This is a genomic window from Streptomyces sp. NPDC090045 (assembly GCF_044747975.1).
Taxonomy (GTDB): Bacteria; Actinomycetota; Actinomycetes; order Streptomycetales; family Streptomycetaceae; genus Streptomyces.
Genome location: NZ_JBIVFA010000013.1, coordinates 106,272 through 122,736 on the forward strand (window position 1 = coordinate 106,272; position 16,465 = coordinate 122,736).

The window sequence follows — 16,465 nt, forward strand, 5'->3', positions numbered from 1 at the left end:
AGTGCACCGGGGACGCACGGGGCACGGCCGGGGCACGGGCCGGGGTCGGACTCCCGTTACGATCTCCCCTCGTGATCAACAAGGGGGAATGGATGTCGAACGCCGACCGCGCCGTGCTGGGCCCGCTGGGGCCGAACGATCCGCAGGAGATAGCCGGTTACCGGCTGCTCGCCAAGATCGGCGAAGGCGGCATGGGTTCCGTCTACTTCTCCCGGACCCGGGGGAACCAGCCGGTCGCGCTGAAGGTCATCCGTCGCGAGTTCGCCCAGGAGCAGGACTTCCGGGCCCGGTTCGAGCACGAGGTGCAGGCGGCCCGTCGGGTGCAGGGCTACCACATCGTGCCGGTCCTCGACCACGACACGAGTGGTGAACAGCCCTGGCTGGCCACCGCGTTCGTGCCGGGCCTGCCGCTCGACGAGGCGCTCGCCTCCCACGGACCGCTGCCGCTGCCCGCCGTGTTCCAGCTGATCGGCTGCACCGCGCAGGCGCTGCACTCCGTGCACGCCGCCTCGGTGGTGCACCGCGACCTCAAGCCCAGCAACATCCTGCTCGGTTCGAACGGCCCCTGGGTGATCGACTTCGGGATCGCGCGGGCCACCGACACCACTCAGCTGACCCGCAGCGGCGGGTTCATCGGAACCCCGCAGTACATGTCGCCCGAGCACGCGCTCGGCAAGCAGGTCACCCCGGCCACCGACATCTTCGCGCTGGGTCTGATCGCCGCCGTCGTGGCCACCGGCCGGCACCCCTACGGCGACGGCGCGGGCATCTCGATCGCCGCCTCGATCGCCAACACCCCGCAGCAGGCGCCGGACCTCAGTGGCTACCCGGACGCGCTGCGGCCGCTGCTGGAGCGGTGCCTGGCCGCCGATGCCGCGCAGCGGCCGCTGCCCGCGGAGGTCGCCGAGTGGTGCCGGAAGTCGGCGGGCCGTGAGCTGCGCGATTTCGCGGACTGGCTGCCCGCGCCGGTCACCGCGGAGATCGCGCGGCGCGAGCAGCTGGCGCAGACGCCGCCGCAGGCGCCCCCGCAGCCCGCGTACACGCCGACCCACGCCCCCGAGCCGGCCCGGCCTGCGTACGCCCCCACCCACGCCCCCGGCCCGGCCCAGCCCGCGTACGCCCCCACGCAGGCCTCCGGACCGGTCCACCCGGCGTACGCGCCGACGCAGGGACCGACGGGCGGCCCGCACTCCCCCGTGTACGGCGCCCCCACCGGCCCCGCCTACGCCGCGCACGCGCCCGCAGGCCCGGCGGCCCCCGCCTCCGCGGCCCCGGCCGGCAAGGGCCGCGGCCGCGTCCCGCTGGTCGTCGGCGCGGGGGTGCTGGCGGTGGCGCTGATCGCGGGCGGCACCTGGTACCTCACGCGCGAGGACGGCGACGCCGGCAAGGCGACCGCGGGCGACGACAAGCAGAAGACGGCGGAGCAGCCGAAGGACGCGGCCCCGGCGGCCCAGCCCAGCGGCTCCCCGGCCGCCCCCCGGTCCTCGGCCCCGGCCTACACGGCGGTCTTCAAGGACAAGTCGCTGAAGATGCTGGCGGGCCGGGAGTTCGGCAAGGTCTACGACGTCGACCTGGACTTTCCCAAGGCCTCGAGCGGGGAGATCGGCTGGAAGGACCGGGAGCTGGCGATCGGCTTCGAGGACGTCAAGACCAGCACCTCCTTCGGGAAGAGCAAGGGCCCCACCCCCGAGGAGTGCGAGACCGGGGCGGCCACCAACCCGATGGCCGACAGGCTGCCGAGCTCGGACCTCTCCGGCGCGGACAGTGCCATCGTCCAGGGCGACCTGCTGTGCACGGTCACGTCCAAGGGCAACCTGGCCATGGTCAAGATCGTCACGATCGAGCCGTCGCCCAACAAGCTCTACAACGTCCCGACGTACCTCACCGAAGTGACCCTCTGGAAGCGTCAGCCCTAGGCAATGTCTGACAAATGATCACGGACTGGTTCGCGGAGCCAGAGGATCAGCGAGGCCAGGACGACGCCGGCACGGTAGCGGTCGGCAAGCTTGTCGAATCTCGTCGCGATCGCGCGGAACTGCTTGAGGCGTGCGAAGCATCGTTCGACCACGTTGCGGTCGCGACAGAGCTCCTTGTCGAAGGCGGGCGGCCGGCCGCCGAGGCGCCCTCGGCGTCGGCGGTCGGCTGTTTGGTCGCGGTGTTCGGGGATCGTGACGGCGATGCCCCGACGCCGCAGCGGGTGCCGGATCGCTCGGCTGGAGCAGGCCTTGTCGCCCAGGACTCGGGTCGGTTTCGTGCGTGGGCGGCCGGTGTCGGCTCGCGGAACGCGGATCCCGTCGAGGACCTGACCGAATGCGGTGGCGTCGTTGACGTTGCCGGGCGTGAGCACGATGGACAGCGGCAGTCCCCGGCCGTCGACGGCGAGATGGACCTTCGGCCGCATGCTGGTGAGTACGGTTGATCGTGGAGTCGACGGCGACGGACCATTCCACCCTGCCCACCGCGTCGTCGCGGACCTGCACATGCTCCAACAGCCTTGCCCACGTGCCGTCCGCCTCCCAGCGGGCAAACCGCTCATAGACGGTCTGCCACGGCCCATACCGCTCGGGCAGGTCACGCCACGGAGCCCCGGTCCGCAACCGCCACAGCACACCATTGACCACCTGCCGGTGATCACGCCACAGCCGACCACGCCCATCCACCAGTCGGATCCCCCCCCCAGGGCGCGCCGCGCACGCCGCCTCCGTCAACTCACCTCGACCTGCCACAAGATCAATTGCCTTAGCATGGGCACGCCATCCCCCCGTGCCGTGTCCAGCCGACGGAAGACACCCATGCGCCTCCAGCGGATATCCGCCGCGACCGCGGCCCTCGCCGCGCTCACCACCCTCGCCACCGCCTGCGAGGACTCCCCCAAGCCGGGCCCGCCCGCCGCGAGCCCCTCCGCGAGCGCCCCGGCCAGCGCCGCCCCCGCCTCCCCCACGGCCGCCGGCGCCGCGCCCGCCACGCTGGCCGGGGCGCAGGCCCACGTACAGCAGTACACGTCCTGCGAGAACCTCAGCACCGACCCGAACGACAGCCGGGTGCCGCTGAGCGGGTTCATCGGCGCCGGGGACTGGGGCATCACGGAGCGCGGCGTCTGCACGGACAAGAAGGCGCGGGGCGAGATCGTCCTCTTCCTGACCCCGGACATGAAGGCCTTCCAGCAGGCCGCCAAGGACCACGCCGCGAAGCTGCTCGCCGAGGGCCGGGACGACACCGACCTCGCCAGCCGCACGGTCGTCGGCAAGACCTTCGCCCTGACCGCGCTCAAGACCGCCACCGCCGTGTCCCTGGTCGACCCGCCCAACTCCGACCTGCGCATCCTGAGCTGCAACCCCAACGTCTTCGTCCCGGAGGGGTTCAAGAAGGAGAAGGCCCTGGTGGAGGGCTGCTTCCTCACCGACTACGTCAACAGCCCCGACGGCCAGGGCAGCCCCCACCGCGGCGCGGTCCGCGACCCCTCCACCGAGGGAGCCGCGAAACCGGGCCAGCCGTCCACCGGCAGCCCGGGCCTGCCGAGCGCCGGCAGCATCGCCGAGCTGAAGCAGCTCGTCAGCCCGCACACCGTCGACTGCACGAAGATGACCGTCACCGACGAGCACATACAGTCGATCGACTACATGCCGGTCGTCGACGGCCCCCCGAGCGCCTGGGGCGTCAAGCAGCGGGCCGTCTGCGGCGAGCTCGGCGGGGAGCGGCGCGCGCACAACCTGAACTGGCTGGACACGGTCTCCGACATGAAGACCCTCCAGGCCAAGGCCAAGGCGGCGCAGCTGGCCGACCTGAAGGACGACGGACGCCTCAAGGCCACCGCGAGCAAGCTGCTGGTCGGCACGAACATCGCCGTGGAGACCAACAACGCGAACGTCCGCCGCGGGCTGTACCAGCTCCAGTTCCTGTACCTGAACTGCGAGACCGGCTTCACCGCGCCGGCCGGCCACCGGCTGGAGAAGGCCCAGGTCGAGGGCTGCGTCCTGACCAACTACGAGCGCCCGAGCTGACACACGGCCGTCCGGGGCGTGCGCGGCGCGCCCTGGGGGGTATCGACTGGTGGATGGGCGTGGTCGGCCGTGGCGTGATCACCGGCAGGTGGTCAATGGCAAAAGGGGGCTGCGGACGGGGACGAACTGGAAGATTCGGTCGGCTCGCAGACGTGCCAGGTCCTCGGCCGGTCCCGAGGCGGGCTGACCACCAAGGTCCATCTTGCGGTCGACGGCCGGGGACTGCCGCTGTCCATCGTGCTCACGCCCGGCAACGTCAACGACGCCACCGCATTCGGTCAGGTCCTCGACGGGATCCGCGTTCCGCGAGCCGACACCGGCCGCCCACGCACGAAACCGACCCGAGTCCTGGGCGACAAGGCCTGCTCCAGCCGAGCGATCCGGCACCTGCTGCGGCGTCGGGGCATCGCCGTCACGATCCCCGAACACCGCGACCAAACAGCCGACCGCCGACGCCGAGGGCGCCTCGGCGGCCGGCCGCCCGCCTTCGACAAGGAGCTCTACCGCGATCGCGACGAGATTCGGCACGCTTGCCGAACCGCTACCGTGCCGACGTCGTCCTGGCGCCGGCCCGCCTCGCTGATCCTCTGGCTCCGCGAACCAGCCACATGAACATTTGTCAGACAGGCTCTAGGAGTCCCGGCGGTTCAGCCGGCCGCGTCGAGCAGCAGCTTCGCGGCCACCGCCGCCCCGTCGGCGCGGAACGCGGCGGCCACGGCGGTGGCCCGGGCGCGGGTCCCGGGCGCCAGGGCCGTCTCGAGGGCGGCCGACAGGGACGCGAAGGCCGGGGTCGGACCGTCGTGGGCCGCGCCGATGCCCAGTTCGGCCACCCGGCCCGCGAAGTACGGCTGGTCCGCCCCCTGCGGTACCACCACCTGGGGCACGCCGGCCCAGGTCGCCGTCGTCGTCGTGCCCGCGCCGCCGTGGTGCACGACGGCGGCCGCCCGCCGGAACAGCGCCTGGTGGTTGACCTCGCCGACGACGAAGCAGTCGTCCTGGTCGTCGATCAGGGCCAGGTCGGCCCAGCCGCGGGAGAGGACCGCACGGCGGCCCTGTGCGCGGATCGCCTCGATGGTCGCCCGGGCGACGCCCTCCGGATCGCGCATCGGAATGCTGCCGAAGCCCACGTACACGGGCGGCGTGCCGGCGTCCAGGAAGGCCGTCAGGCCGGCGGGGAGCGGGCGTTCGTCCGGCAGGACCCACGCCCCGGTCTGTACGACGCCGAGGTCGGCCGGCTGCTGCCACGGGGCCAGGACCGGGTCCGCGGCCAGCCACGGGCGGTCGGTGAAGACGTGGTCGCGGACGTTGTCCACGGGCGGCAGGCCGATCGACGCCCGGTGGGTGTTGACCGCCTCGCCGAACACCGCCTGGGCATCCTCGACGTCCCGGTCCCACAGCTCGCGGTTGTCGGTCACGTCCGCCGGCAGCGGCCGGCCCGGCCGCGGCATCGGCGGGTGGTGCGGCGACGGCAGGCTGACGGGCTGGTAACTCGCGTACACGTAGCGGACGCCCAGCTTCTCGGCGACGGCCTTCACACCGGCCACCGCCGGCACGAGGCCGGTCGCCACCAGGACGTCGCACCCTTCGGCCGCCGCGCTGACGTTGTCGTAGAACGCGGCGACCAGCTCGGCCGCCCGCCGCGGCACACCCCCGGGCGAGGGCGGGATCTTCCCGGTCACCAGGTCGCGCACGGACTGCCCCGTCGGCACCATCTCCACGCCGACCCCGACCAGCCGCTTCGCGAACTCCTCGTCCGGCGGCGCGCACACCCGGACCTCCGCGCCGAGTTCCTGCAACCGCACCGCGAGACCCACCAGCGGCTCGACGCCCCCGCGCGAATCATAGGCCGACAGCAACACACGCATTCCGTACTCCCAATTCCGCAGTTCCTGGCTACGGTTGGCGATTCTGCGGCATGAACGGGATCTTGTGGCAAGCCCCCCGGTGCGCTATATGTTGAGCGTGGCAAGGAGTGATCGCTCTCCTTGCCCTTCTTCGTCTGCGGTGCCGCTCAGGCCCGGGCGAACAGGGACACCACGATCAGGACCCCCAGGGCGGACAGCGCCGGCACCTGCAGGCGCCGGACGCGGGCCGTGGCGACGAGTGCCGGGCCGGTCGCGCAGGTCAGCACGAACGGCCACGTGAGCTGGACGCTGGGGCTCCCGGGAGCGTTCAGCCAGTCGCCCGAGCACGTGAGGACGTACGCCGTCAGCAGGAGGCAGGCCGGCACGCTGAGGCCCAGCGGGTGCACGCGGGAGATCCAAAGGCCCACCGGGACGAGGACGACCACGATCGCGACGGCCAGGACGAGCGCGTAGAGCGGGTAGTACGTGAGGCAGACGCCCGGCTCGTCCTTGCACACCTTCGCGTCTTCGCTCACGCCCCAGTTCCATGCGCCGGACACGGCAGCTCCGGTCAGCGCCCCGGTGACCGCCGCACCGGCTATGCGCACGGGTTCCCACATGCCTCCTCCTTTCCGTGGAAAGGCCTCGGACGAGGTCGAACAGGCCTTGACCGCAAGGACTTTACGTGTGCGGCGCAGCGCCGCGTCAAGGACCGCCTACGAACGGGACGCGCCTGCCGTGGCCGTCGGGCGGGCTGCCGGGAGGGCGAAGGCCTCGGCCAGCAGTTCGTACGAGCGCCGGCGGTCGGACGGGTCGGACGTCAGGGTGTTGATGACGAGCTCGTCCACTCCGTGGGTCCCGGCGAGGGCCGTCAGCACGGCGTACACCTGCTCGGGCGCCCCGGAGACGAGGGCCGCACGGTGCACCTTGGCCCGCTCCAGCTCGGCGCCCGTCCACCGGTGGCGGCGCGTGGTCTCGTACGACGGCAGCGGGGCGTCCTGGCCGAGATCCTTGCGGGCGCGCCACAGCAGCAGGCTCTGGGCCAGTTCCTCGGCACGGCCGGCGCTGTCCGCGGTCACCACGCGCACCGCGAGCGCGCCGCCCGCCCGGCGGCCGGTGGCCGCCCGGAACTCGGTGCGGTAGTCCTCGAACGCCTCCCGGCCGCCGGCCGGGGAGAAGAAGTGCCCGAACGCGAACTCGGTCCCCAGCAGGCCGGCCAGCCGCGCCGACTCGCGCCCCGCGCCCAGCAGCCACATCTGCGGCGGGACCGGCGCGTGCGGTACGACTCCGCCCTCGCCCAGCAGCATGCGGAGCTCCGCCAGCCGCTGCGGGAAGTCGCGCGCGGGCCCGCCCGCCCGGCCGATCCCCAGGTCGACCCGCCCGGGGTAGAGGGAGGCCAGTACGCCGAAGACCTCGGCGACCTTCGCCGGCTCGTAGCGGGGCAGCAGCACACCGCCCGTCCCGATCCGCATCCGCGAGGTGTGGGCGAGCAGCGCCCCCGCGAGGATCTCGGGCGCGCTGCTCGCGAAGCCCGGGGAGCCGTGGTGTTCGGCGACCCAGTACCGGGTGTAGCCGAGGTCCTCCGCGACGCGGGCCAGGTCCACGGAGGCGCGCAGCGCCTGGTCCGGGGTGTGGTCCTCGCCGACCGGGGTCTGGTCCAGCACGGACAGTCGCAGGTTCGTCATGACGGATGGCCTTTCAGTGCTGGTGGGCGGGGACACCGGTGGCCCCGGCCATGGTCGCGGGCACGATCCTGAAGTCCCGTTCGAAGACGAGGTTGTGGAGGTCGGCGGCGGCGATGGCGCGCAGCGTGGGCAGTTCGGCGGCGGCCTGCGCGTCGTCGAAGACGTTCAGCGGCCACTCGGAGACCGTCGCCCCGCGCAGGTGCGGGTGGTGGAAGGAGGCGCCGTAGTGCGCGTAGAGGGTCACGGGCGGGATGTCGGCGGCCGACTGCTCGTCCCACCACAGGGTCCAGGCGTGGAAGAGGCTTCCGTCGTCGGCTCGTTGCACCCCGCCGGCGTCCACCACGCCCTGCCCGAGGAGCAGTTCGTCATTGAGCTCGCCGAGCGCCTGGCGGGCGTACGGGTCCAGGAGTCGGGCGGCGGTGCGGAAGTGCTCCTCCTTGTCCGGGCGGCTCACGGCGCCGCCGTGGATCCCGTCACGCAGGTCGGCGAAGTGCCTCAGCAGGGCAGCGAGGTTGGGGACGTCGGAGGTCATGTCGACTCCTTGGGGGTGAAGGGCGGGATAGGAGGGGGAAGAGGAAGGAAAGGGGGCGCGGGCCGGGCGGCCTCAGGCGCCCGCGGGGTCCGGTGAGACGAGCGAGTACAGGGCCGTTCCCAGCCAGCCGCGCAGGGACACCGTCGTGTGCCCGCCCGTGGCAAGGCCGGGCAGCAGGAACGCCCCGTGGCCGGTCTGCCGGAACTCCCGCAGGGCCACCTCCACTCCGGCCGCCCGCAGCAGGCGTCCGTAGCGGTGTACGTCGTCACCGACGGGGTCGAGGTCGCCGGTGGCCATGACGGCCGGTGCGACTCCGCGCAGGTCGGAGGCTTCGAAGGGGGTGCTGTAGAGCCGTGTGCCGTCCGCGGCCACGGGCCGACCCGGCTGCCGGTAGTCCTGCCAGGCCGCGATCAGGTACGAGGCCGTGGGGAACATGTCGGGGAAGCGGTGGTAGGAGGCGGCGGCGCAGCCGGGGTCCAGCGGCGGATAGGCGAGGACCTGGGCGGCCAGGGGAAGGGAGCGGTCGCGGCAGGCGAGCGCCGCGCAGGCGGCCAGGGTGGCTCCCGCGCTGTCCCCGCCGACGGCGACGGGCGCGGTTCCCCCGGCCCGCTCCCGGACCCAGTCGAGCGCCGAGAGGACGTCCTCGACCATGGCCGGGTGACGTACGTCGGGGGCCAGCCGGTAGTCGACGCTCACGACGGCGAAGCCGGAGGACCGGGCGAGTTCGACGGTCGCGCCGTGCCAGTCCTGGGCGGATCCGGCGCGCCAGCTGCCGCCGTGGGCCCACACCAGCCAGCCCTGCGGGGCTGATGCCCCCGGCCGGTAGACCCGGGCGGGGACCGGGCCGGACGGGGAGGGGATCTGGGCCTGCTCCCAGCGGACCGCAACACGGCTGTTTCCGGCGGCCGCGTGGGTGGGTGTTGCCATCGGGGTTCCTTCCCTCCGTGCCTGAGGCCAACGTTCGCTGGCACGGCAGTGCTGTCACAAGGCGGAGTTGCCTTAGTTGCCGGGCTGCTGCTTGTTGCGGAGGAAGAGGGCGGTGGTGAGGGTCCCGAGGACCACGATCGCGGTGTTCACGATCACCGCGGTGGTGATGCCCGCGTGAATGTCCGTGTTCGCCGCCGCGATCGCCGACATGATCGGCGTACCCATCGTGATACCGATCTGCTGCGTCATCGTCGCCAGACCCGTCGCCATACCCTGCTCGTGATCCGGCAGCCCTGTGGTGGCAGTCACCATGAACCCGACGATCACCAGCATGTTGCCGACACCACCGGCGAACGTCGCGATCAGCAACAGCCACATCGACGAAGACGTCTCACCCAGCGCGATCAGACTCAACGTCGCCACCGCCTGCAGCACACCACCGGCGATCAGCGTCGTGCGGGTACTCGTCGCACCGATCACCCGCGGAGCAATCGAACCACCGATCACCGTCCCGATACCCAGCACACCGAACGACAGCCCCGCCGTCAGCGGCGAAAAGTCCAGCACCTCCTGCAGATACAGCGTCATCAGGAAGACCAGGCTGGTCTCCGTCAGGAACGCGATCAGACCCGCAATGTTGCCCCACGCGACCGTCTTCTTCTTCAGCACCGACACCGGCACGAGAGGAGCCGCGCTCTTCGACTCGATCGCATAGAACACGACCAGCAACACCACACCCGCCGCCAGCCAACCCAGCGCCGAACCCGAACCCCAACCGTGCTCACCCGCCTGCGTCAACCCGTAGATGAGCGCCAGCAGACCCAACGTCACCGCGGTGGCACCCGGAAGATCCAGCTTCGGACGCACCGACGGACGAGACTCCTTGATCACCGCCGGAGCGATGAACAACACCGCGAGCGCCACGGGGACGTTGATGAAGAACGCCCACCGCCACGACAGCAGATCAGTGAGCACACCGCCCAGAATCGCGCCCGTCGTGAAACCGGCCGACATCAACGCACCGTTCAACCCCAGCGCCTTCTGCCGCAACGGCCCCTCAGGAAACGACGTCGTCAGCAGGGACAGGCCCGCCGGCGTCACCGCGGCCGTCGCCAGACCCTGAAAGACGCGGGCGATCAGCAGCATCTCGGGACTGTTCGCCAGACCACCCGCCAGCGACGAGAGACCCAGCACCGCCAAACCCACCAGGAACAGCCGGCGCCGACCGAACAGGTCCGCCACCCGCCCGAACAACAACGTGAACCCCGCAGCACACAGGGCGAACGACGTCGCGATCCACTGCAGATTCGACAACGAGAAACCGAGCCCGTCACCGATCACCGGCAGAGCCACATTCAGAATCGAGAAATCAACCGCCAGCATGAACTGCGCCACCAGCAGCACCACCAACACCAACTTCAGGCGCCCGTCCAACCGGACCGGCGCCTCCCCCGTCCCCGTATCGACCCGCGCACCCTCGACAACCGACATCGCGACACTTCCTCTCGATCACGCAACGAGCTGTTGCGTCATCGACTCTGGACCGGTCGGAGAGGGTTACCCAGCCCCCTGGTTGTGCTGGCGCCGGGCAAGCTAGCACTGCCAGGGCCACCTTCACGGGCAGCGTTCTGCGCCCTCCCCCGGCACACTGGAACGCATGGACACACCCACAGCCCTGGGCGAATTCCTCCGCACCCGCCGCGCCCAGCTCCAGCCCGAGGACGTCGGTCTCCCCTCGCACGGCACCCGCCGGCGCGTACCGGGACTGCGGCGCGAGGAGCTCGCCCTGCTGGCCGGCGTGAGCATCACGTACTACACGCACCTGGAGCAGGGGCAGAGCACGAACGCCTCGGACAGCGTTCTCGACGCCCTGGCCCGCGCCCTGCGCCTGTCTCCGGACGAGCACGCGCACCTGCTCAACCTCGCCCGGCCACCGCGTGCCAAGCGGGCCCAGTCGCCCCGGCCCGAGTACGCCAGGGACACCACGCGCCGGCTGATCGGCGCGATGCCGCAGGTGCCCGCCGTCGTCCTGGACGGCCGCAACAACGTGCTCGCCTGGAATCCGCTGGGCCATGCCCTGCTCGCCGGGCACCTCGACTTCGCGAGCCCCGAGGATCCGGCGGTACGCCCCAACCTCACGCGGATGCTCTTCCTCGACCCGCACACCCGCGAGCTCTACACCGACTGGAAGAGCGAGGCCCGGGTCGCCCTGGCGGCGCTGCGCCTGGTCGCCGGGCGCAATCCCGAGGACCGCGCGCTCGCCGAGCTCATCGGGTCGCTGATGCTGCAGAGCCCCGACTTCGCCTCGCTGTGGTCCAAGCACCCCGTACGGGACTGCACCGTCGGCACGAAGACCCTGCACCACCCGGTCGTGGGCCCGCTGACCCTCGACTTCGAGAACCTGCACCTCACCGACGGCACCAACCACCGGATGCTGCTCTACAGCGCCCCCGAGTCCTCCCCGTCCGACGCGGCCCTGCGCATGCTGTCGAGCCTGACGGCGGGTTCCACCGCCCCGGGCCGGGGAACGCCGAAGCCCGCGTCGGCGGATGCCGACACGGGCGGGGAGCGGTAGGGCGGCGGGTCAGTCCCGGGCGGCCGCGGTGACCGGGGTCCGGTCACCGGCGGGCTCGCGGACCGGGGCCGGGGCCGGGACGGACGGCGTACGGGGCCTGGCGCGGCCGAAGCGGCGCATGGCGGGCATCTCGACGTAGCGGAAGAGGAGCCAGCCGCCGAGCAGCGACGCGGCGAAGAAGCCGGCGATCACCAGCAGGGCCACCGGGACGCTGTAGGTGTGCTCGCCCAGCAGCGAGCGCAGGTAGAAGATCGTGACGCCCTGGACCAGGTAGAACCCGAAGGACACCTCGCCCAGCCAGACCATGGGCCGGCTGCGCAGGAAGGTGGCCCGGCCGTCGACGTCGGCCTGTGCGGTGGCTCCGATGAGCGCGGCGACGGGGATAATCGTGGCGACGACGAACCCGTACTGGAACGGGGCGACGAGGGCCGCGGCGTAGCCGAGGACGGTGAGCACGGCGGAGACGCCGAAGCCGACGCGGCGCGGCCACAGTCCCGCGAGGACGATGCGGGCGAGCAGGATGCCGAGGACGAACTCGAAGAGGCGGCCGGCCGGCAGCAGGTAGCCGAACCAGAACTGCAGGCCGGAGATGGGCGTGATGGTGGACTTCGGGGTGTCGGGGACGAAGTACGTGGCGATGAGCTGGATGGCGACCATCCCGGCGATCATCGCTGCGCTCCATCCCCACAGGGCGGTCCGGCCGCGGAGCTTGCGGATCGGGCCGATGAGGGCCGGGAAGAGCATGTAGAAGAGCAGTTCGCTGCCGAGGGACCAGCTGGGCGGGTTGACGCTGAGGTTGACGGTGGGCTGCGGCCACCAGGTGTGGATGAGGAGGAGGTTGGGGAGCCAGTCGGCGACGCCGGTGACGGCGGAGCCGGCGAAGAGGAGCATCGCGGCGGCGAAGACGACGACGTGGTTGGGGAAGATCTTCAGCAGTCGGCGGCGGAGGAAGGCGGTGACGCGCTCGCCGGGCTTGGCGGCCCAGGCGAGGACGAAGCCCGAGAGGACGAAGAAGAAGGAGACTCCCAGGTAGCCCGCCTTGCCGAAGGCGGTGGAGAACCCGTCGGCGATCGAGGCGTCCGCGAAGGGGTTGATGGGCGCGTTCGGTGGGATCGGGGAGTCGGTCAGGGACGAGTGGAAGAAGAAGACGGAGAGTGCGGCGAAGAACCGCAGGCCGGTCAGTGAGGGCAGCTTCGCCCGCTTCGCGGCGTCGGGGGACGTCGTGGAGGCCACAGGAATCGCTCTTTCGGGAGTGGGGTTCGTCGGGGACGGCGGCCGGGACCGGGCTCCGCCGTGCGGTGCCCGGTCCCGGCGGCGCGAAGGGGCGTACGGGACTGCCGGGAGAGGCGGAAGGGGTGGAAGGGGCGGAAAGGGCCTACTGCTCGGTCTGGTTGCGGTAGACCATGAGCTTGGCGTCCTTGGCCACGTAGTAGTTCTGGACGGAGTAGGCGATGGTGGCGAAGTCCAGGCGGCCGTCCCCGTTGAAGTCGGCGGTGGCGATGCGGGCGACGGACTCCTCGGAGACGCGCCACTTGGCCCAGACGCCGTTGGCCGCGTCGATCGCCTTGTAGTACATGACGCCCTGCCACGGCCACGGGCCGCGCAGCGCGACGAGGAACTCCTCGTTCCCGTCGCCGTCGAAGTCGGCGCAGACGATCTGGTGGCCGGGGCCCTCGCCGTTCTCGTTGGGATCTCCGTACACGTCCAGCAGGACGCGGTTCCAGCCCTCGCCGTCCGCGGCCTTGGTGTAGACGGCGACGGTGTTGCCGTGGAAGGGCTCGATGGCGGCGACGTAGGCCATCGGGTCGTCGCCGAGGCGGCCCGCGTTGAGGTCGCCGCTGCCGCGGAAGCCGGTCTGCTCGAACTGGGTGAGCTCGCCCGTGCCGATGAGCTCGCGGTTCCACTCCTGGCGGTTCTCGTCGAACCAGAGCCAGGTGACGCCCTCGTCGGAGGCCAGGAGGAGCGATTCGAGGTCGGAGCCGGGGATCAGGCCCTGCTTCTTCTCGGCGCCGTGGATCATGCGGAAGTGGCTGTCGTCGATGACGGTCATCGGCCACTCCTCGGCCGTGTGCACGTCGTCGGGCTGGGTGAACAGCACCACCGGCAGGACGGCGTGGACGTCTTCCTTGGCGACGATCGGCAGGCCGATGATCTGGAGCCGGTCGGTGCGGGTGAAGTGGCCGGCGCGCAGGCGGTGCATGCCGGTGGCGCGGCCGACGTAGTGGCGCTTCCAGCGGGACTCGTCCTTGTCCGGGGTGCCCGGGTTCTCCAGCCAGTCGATCTTGCCGCCCTCGGTGTTGGCGTCGTGGATCGTGCCGATCGGGCCGTAGAGGTCGTAGCAGACGATGACGTCGGGGTGGCCGTTGCCGCTGACGTCGGCGAAGTCGGCGCCCACGGGCATCTTGATCCGGTCGGCTATGAGCCGGCGGGTCCAGTCGCCGTCGTTGGCGTACCAGTAGATCTCGCCGAGGCGCAGCCCGTAGCCGAACAGGTCGGGCTTGCCGTCGCCGTCGATGTCGGGCGCCTCCAGCCAGTAGCCGTCGCGGAGCTGGTCGGCGACCACCTCGGCGGTGAACTTCGGGGCGCGCAGGACGGTCTCGGGGTTCTTGCCGGTGGCGGTCATGACTGGTTCTCCAGGGTGGTCGCGAGCGGAGACGAGGACGGGGGGAAGGGGAGGGTGCGCAGGGCGCGGGGTACCGGGTGGTATTCGATGGCGAGCCAGATGCAGTCGGTGTCGGCCCGGTACTGGTGGCGGGGGTAGTGGTACGTGCACTGGGGGCCGGTGGCGCAGAAGGGGTCCGGGGTGGTGTAGCCCGGGCTCATCAGGACGTCCTGGTAGAGGGAAGCCTGGTCCTCGCTGCGGAACCGCTGCATCCGGCCCAGGCCGTGGACCTGGGTGTGCACCTCGATGAAGTCGTGCTGGTTGTGGATGAAGCAGTCGGTGCCGGCGGGGGCGAACCACAGGTTGGCGCGGACGTTGAACTCCCGCTGGTCCAGTACGGTCTCGCGTTCGCCCAGTACGTGGGCCGGGTCGAACAGGACGGTGTTGATGTCGTCCTGCGGGCTGCGGTACAGCGGGGTCTCGTGGGAGAACTCCCCGGGGGCGAGCAGATCGGCCAGGTGCGACCAGCCGGGCTGTTCGACGATGCCGCTGATGTCGGCGTCGTCCGCGGCGGGGCGCAGCAGGAGCAGTGCCTCGGCCCGCTCGATGCGGGTGTCGGCGAGGACCGTCGAGGACAGCGGGGGGATGGTCTTGCGGAACTCCTCGGCGATGGTCACGGGGGTCACACCGGGGTTGACCACGATGGTGCGGCCTTCGACGGTGTAGTCCACGGCGTCGCGCACGAGGTCGGCCCTCAGGTACGGGGTGCTGAAGTTCAGCGGGCGTTCGATGGCGGACGAGGTGGCGGTCATGCGGGCTTCCTCTCGGTCAGGTGCGGGCGAAGGCGGCCGTGCGGGCGAGCTCGACGCTGAGCTCGTCGGCGGCGCTGTCGGGGACGAAGGGCTCGGGGGCCGGCCCCAGGCCGAAGAAGTGGGCGAGCGCGGCGACCGTGCGGGCGGTGGCCCGTCCGTCGCCGTACGGGTTGGCGGCGTTGGCCATCCGCTCGTACGCGGCCCGGTCGCGCAGGAGCTCCAGGGTGCGGGCGACGATGCCCTCGGTGGCCGTTCCGACGAGGCGGGCGGTGCCGGCGACGATGGCCTCGGACCGTTCGGTGACGTCGCCGAGGACCAGGGTGGGCTTGCCGAGCGCGGGGCCCTCCTCCTGGCTGCCGCTGCTGTCCGAGACGATGAGGTCGGCGCGGGCCATGAGCTTGCAGAAGCTGAGGTAGGGCAGCGGGTCGACGACGGTGATGTGCGGGTGGCCGCCGATGTGCGGGAGGAGCGCCTCGCGGACCACGGGGTTGCGGTGCAGCGGGACGACGACGCGCACGCCGGGCTCGTCGGCGATGCGGGCCAGGGCCTGCCCGATCTGCGGCAGGTGCGGCCAGGCCTCGCGGCGGTGCGCGGAGGCCAGGACGATCCGGCTCGGGTCGGCGTCGAGGTCGGCCAGGGCCGGGTCGCCGTAGCTGTCGGCCCGGCCGCAGGCCCAGCGCAGGGCGTCGATGACGGTGTTGCCGGTGACGGTGACCGTGCCGGCGTCGATGCCCTCGCGCACCAGGTTCGCCAGGTTTCCGGGGGTGGGGGCCAGGTGCAGGGCGGCGACCTGGGCGACGAGCCGTCTGTTGCCCTCCTCGGGGAAGGGCGAGCCGAGCACGCCGCTGCGCAGTCCGGCCTCGACGTGGACGACGGGGATCCGCTGGTGGAATCCGGCCAGGGCCCCGGTGAGGGTGGTGGCGGTGTCGCCGTGGACCAGGACGGCGTCGGCGGGGGCGGTGGCGAAGTAGTCGTCCAGGCCGCGCAGGGACCGGTAGGTGACCTGGGAGAGGGTCTGCTTGGGGGCCATCACTTTCAGGTCGACGTCGGCGGTGAGGCCGAAGGCGTCGAGGGTCTCGTCCAGCATCTGGCGGTGCTGCCCGGTGGAGATCACGACGGGCTCGAAGCGCGGGTCGTCCTGGAGGGCGCGGATGACGGGCGCGAACTTGATGGCTTCCGGCCGGGTGCCGAGGACTACGGCGACGGAACGCATGGCTTCCTCTTTCTTTCTGACGCGTTGGGAATCGAGCCGGGGCATGACGCAGAAGGGCGCGGCACGGCGGTGCCGCAGACCTGTTCGACGGGTGGTGGCCAGGGGATCGGATCTCGCTGCGAGGGGCTTTTCGGCTGCCCTCTTCCGGCCAGGAGTCAGCTTTCCCGGAGCCGGCCGGGGAGTCAACGAACGCTCGCGTCCACTCGAACGATTGAGCGGGAACGACAGAAGCCCCGCACTCCGGAGACCGGAGTACGGGGCTTCTGACCAGCGG

At 71.6% G+C, this 16,465-nt stretch carries 13 protein-coding genes and 2 pseudogenes; 4 read left to right on the plus strand and 11 right to left on the minus strand.

Annotation, left to right across the window (positions count from 1 at the left end):
- Nucleotides 1–71: 71 nt before the first annotated feature.
- On the plus strand, nt 72–1,916 hold the full coding sequence (locus tag ACIPYQ_RS29630) for a serine/threonine protein kinase (protein ID WP_401256841.1): 1,845 nt from the start codon (nt 72–74) through the stop codon (nt 1,914–1,916).
- Here the strand turns inward: ACIPYQ_RS29630 and ACIPYQ_RS29635 are convergent.
- Nucleotides 1,913–2,726, minus strand: a pseudogene (locus tag ACIPYQ_RS29635) (IS5 family transposase). The gene ACIPYQ_RS29630 and the pseudogene ACIPYQ_RS29635 sit on opposite strands and share 4 nt — an antisense overlap.
- 66 nt (nt 2,727–2,792) lie before the next feature.
- Between ACIPYQ_RS29635 and ACIPYQ_RS29640 the strand changes: the two are divergent.
- Together ACIPYQ_RS29640 and ACIPYQ_RS29645 are read left to right on the plus strand one after the other, a co-directional pair.
- A complete protein-coding gene (locus tag ACIPYQ_RS29640; protein WP_401256843.1) occupies nt 2,793–4,001 on the plus strand; it encodes a hypothetical protein in 1,209 nt (402 codons plus the stop codon).
- 84 nt (nt 4,002–4,085) lie between these two features.
- Nucleotides 4,086–4,523: pseudogene (locus tag ACIPYQ_RS29645) on the plus strand (transposase); the annotation flags it as partial.
- A 125-nt stretch (nt 4,524–4,648) separates the two neighbouring features.
- Here the strand turns inward: ACIPYQ_RS29645 and ACIPYQ_RS29650 are convergent.
- The 6 genes from ACIPYQ_RS29650 to ACIPYQ_RS29675 form a co-directional block, all read right to left on the minus strand.
- The gene (locus ACIPYQ_RS29650) at nt 4,649–5,866 is read right to left on the minus strand and encodes a glycosyltransferase (RefSeq protein WP_401256845.1); all 1,218 of its coding nucleotides are present in this window, start codon (nt 5,864–5,866) and stop codon (nt 4,649–4,651) included.
- Nucleotides 5,867–6,012: 146 nt separating this feature from the next.
- Nucleotides 6,013–6,465, minus strand: a complete 453-nt coding sequence (locus tag ACIPYQ_RS29655; protein WP_401256846.1) for a hypothetical protein — start codon at nt 6,463–6,465, stop codon at nt 6,013–6,015.
- A gap of 96 nt (nt 6,466–6,561) precedes the next feature.
- The gene (locus ACIPYQ_RS29660) at nt 6,562–7,530 is read right to left on the minus strand and encodes an LLM class flavin-dependent oxidoreductase (protein WP_401256848.1); all 969 of its coding nucleotides are present in this window, start codon (nt 7,528–7,530) and stop codon (nt 6,562–6,564) included.
- Between the two features lie 13 nt (nt 7,531–7,543).
- On the minus strand, nt 7,544–8,062 hold the full coding sequence (locus ACIPYQ_RS29665) for a hypothetical protein (protein WP_362238647.1): 519 nt from the start codon (nt 8,060–8,062) through the stop codon (nt 7,544–7,546).
- A 72-nt stretch (nt 8,063–8,134) separates the two neighbouring features.
- Nucleotides 8,135–8,989, minus strand: a complete 855-nt coding sequence (locus ACIPYQ_RS29670; RefSeq protein WP_401256851.1) for an alpha/beta hydrolase — start codon at nt 8,987–8,989, stop codon at nt 8,135–8,137.
- Nucleotides 8,990–9,061: 72 nt separating this feature from the next.
- On the minus strand, nt 9,062–10,480 hold the full coding sequence (locus ACIPYQ_RS29675) for an MFS transporter (protein WP_401256853.1): 1,419 nt from the start codon (nt 10,478–10,480) through the stop codon (nt 9,062–9,064).
- 166 nt (nt 10,481–10,646) lie between these two features.
- Here ACIPYQ_RS29675 and ACIPYQ_RS29680 point away from each other — a divergent pair, with 166 nt between their 5' ends.
- Entirely contained in the window at nt 10,647–11,564 is a 918-nt protein-coding gene (locus ACIPYQ_RS29680) for a helix-turn-helix domain-containing protein (protein ID WP_401256855.1), read from the plus strand.
- 9 nt (nt 11,565–11,573) lie between these two features.
- Here the strand turns inward: ACIPYQ_RS29680 and ACIPYQ_RS29685 are convergent, their stop codons facing one another.
- From ACIPYQ_RS29685 to wecB, 4 genes are all read right to left on the minus strand, one after another.
- A complete protein-coding gene (locus ACIPYQ_RS29685) occupies nt 11,574–12,797 on the minus strand; it encodes an acyltransferase family protein (protein WP_401256857.1) in 1,224 nt (407 codons plus the stop codon).
- 142 nt (nt 12,798–12,939) lie between these two features.
- The gene (locus ACIPYQ_RS29690) at nt 12,940–14,187 is read right to left on the minus strand and encodes an FG-GAP repeat domain-containing protein (RefSeq protein WP_401256859.1); all 1,248 of its coding nucleotides are present in this window, start codon (nt 14,185–14,187) and stop codon (nt 12,940–12,942) included.
- Nucleotides 14,184–14,978: a hypothetical protein gene (locus tag ACIPYQ_RS29695; RefSeq protein ID WP_401256861.1), complete on the minus strand. Its 795-nt coding sequence runs from the start codon at nt 14,976–14,978 to the stop codon at nt 14,184–14,186. Before ACIPYQ_RS29695 ends, ACIPYQ_RS29690 begins: the two co-directional genes overlap by 4 nt.
- Before the next feature lie 16 nt (nt 14,979–14,994).
- A complete protein-coding gene (gene wecB, locus ACIPYQ_RS29700) occupies nt 14,995–16,191 on the minus strand; it encodes a non-hydrolyzing UDP-N-acetylglucosamine 2-epimerase (protein WP_401256862.1) in 1,197 nt (398 codons plus the stop codon).
- Nucleotides 16,192–16,465: the final 274 nt, after the last annotated feature.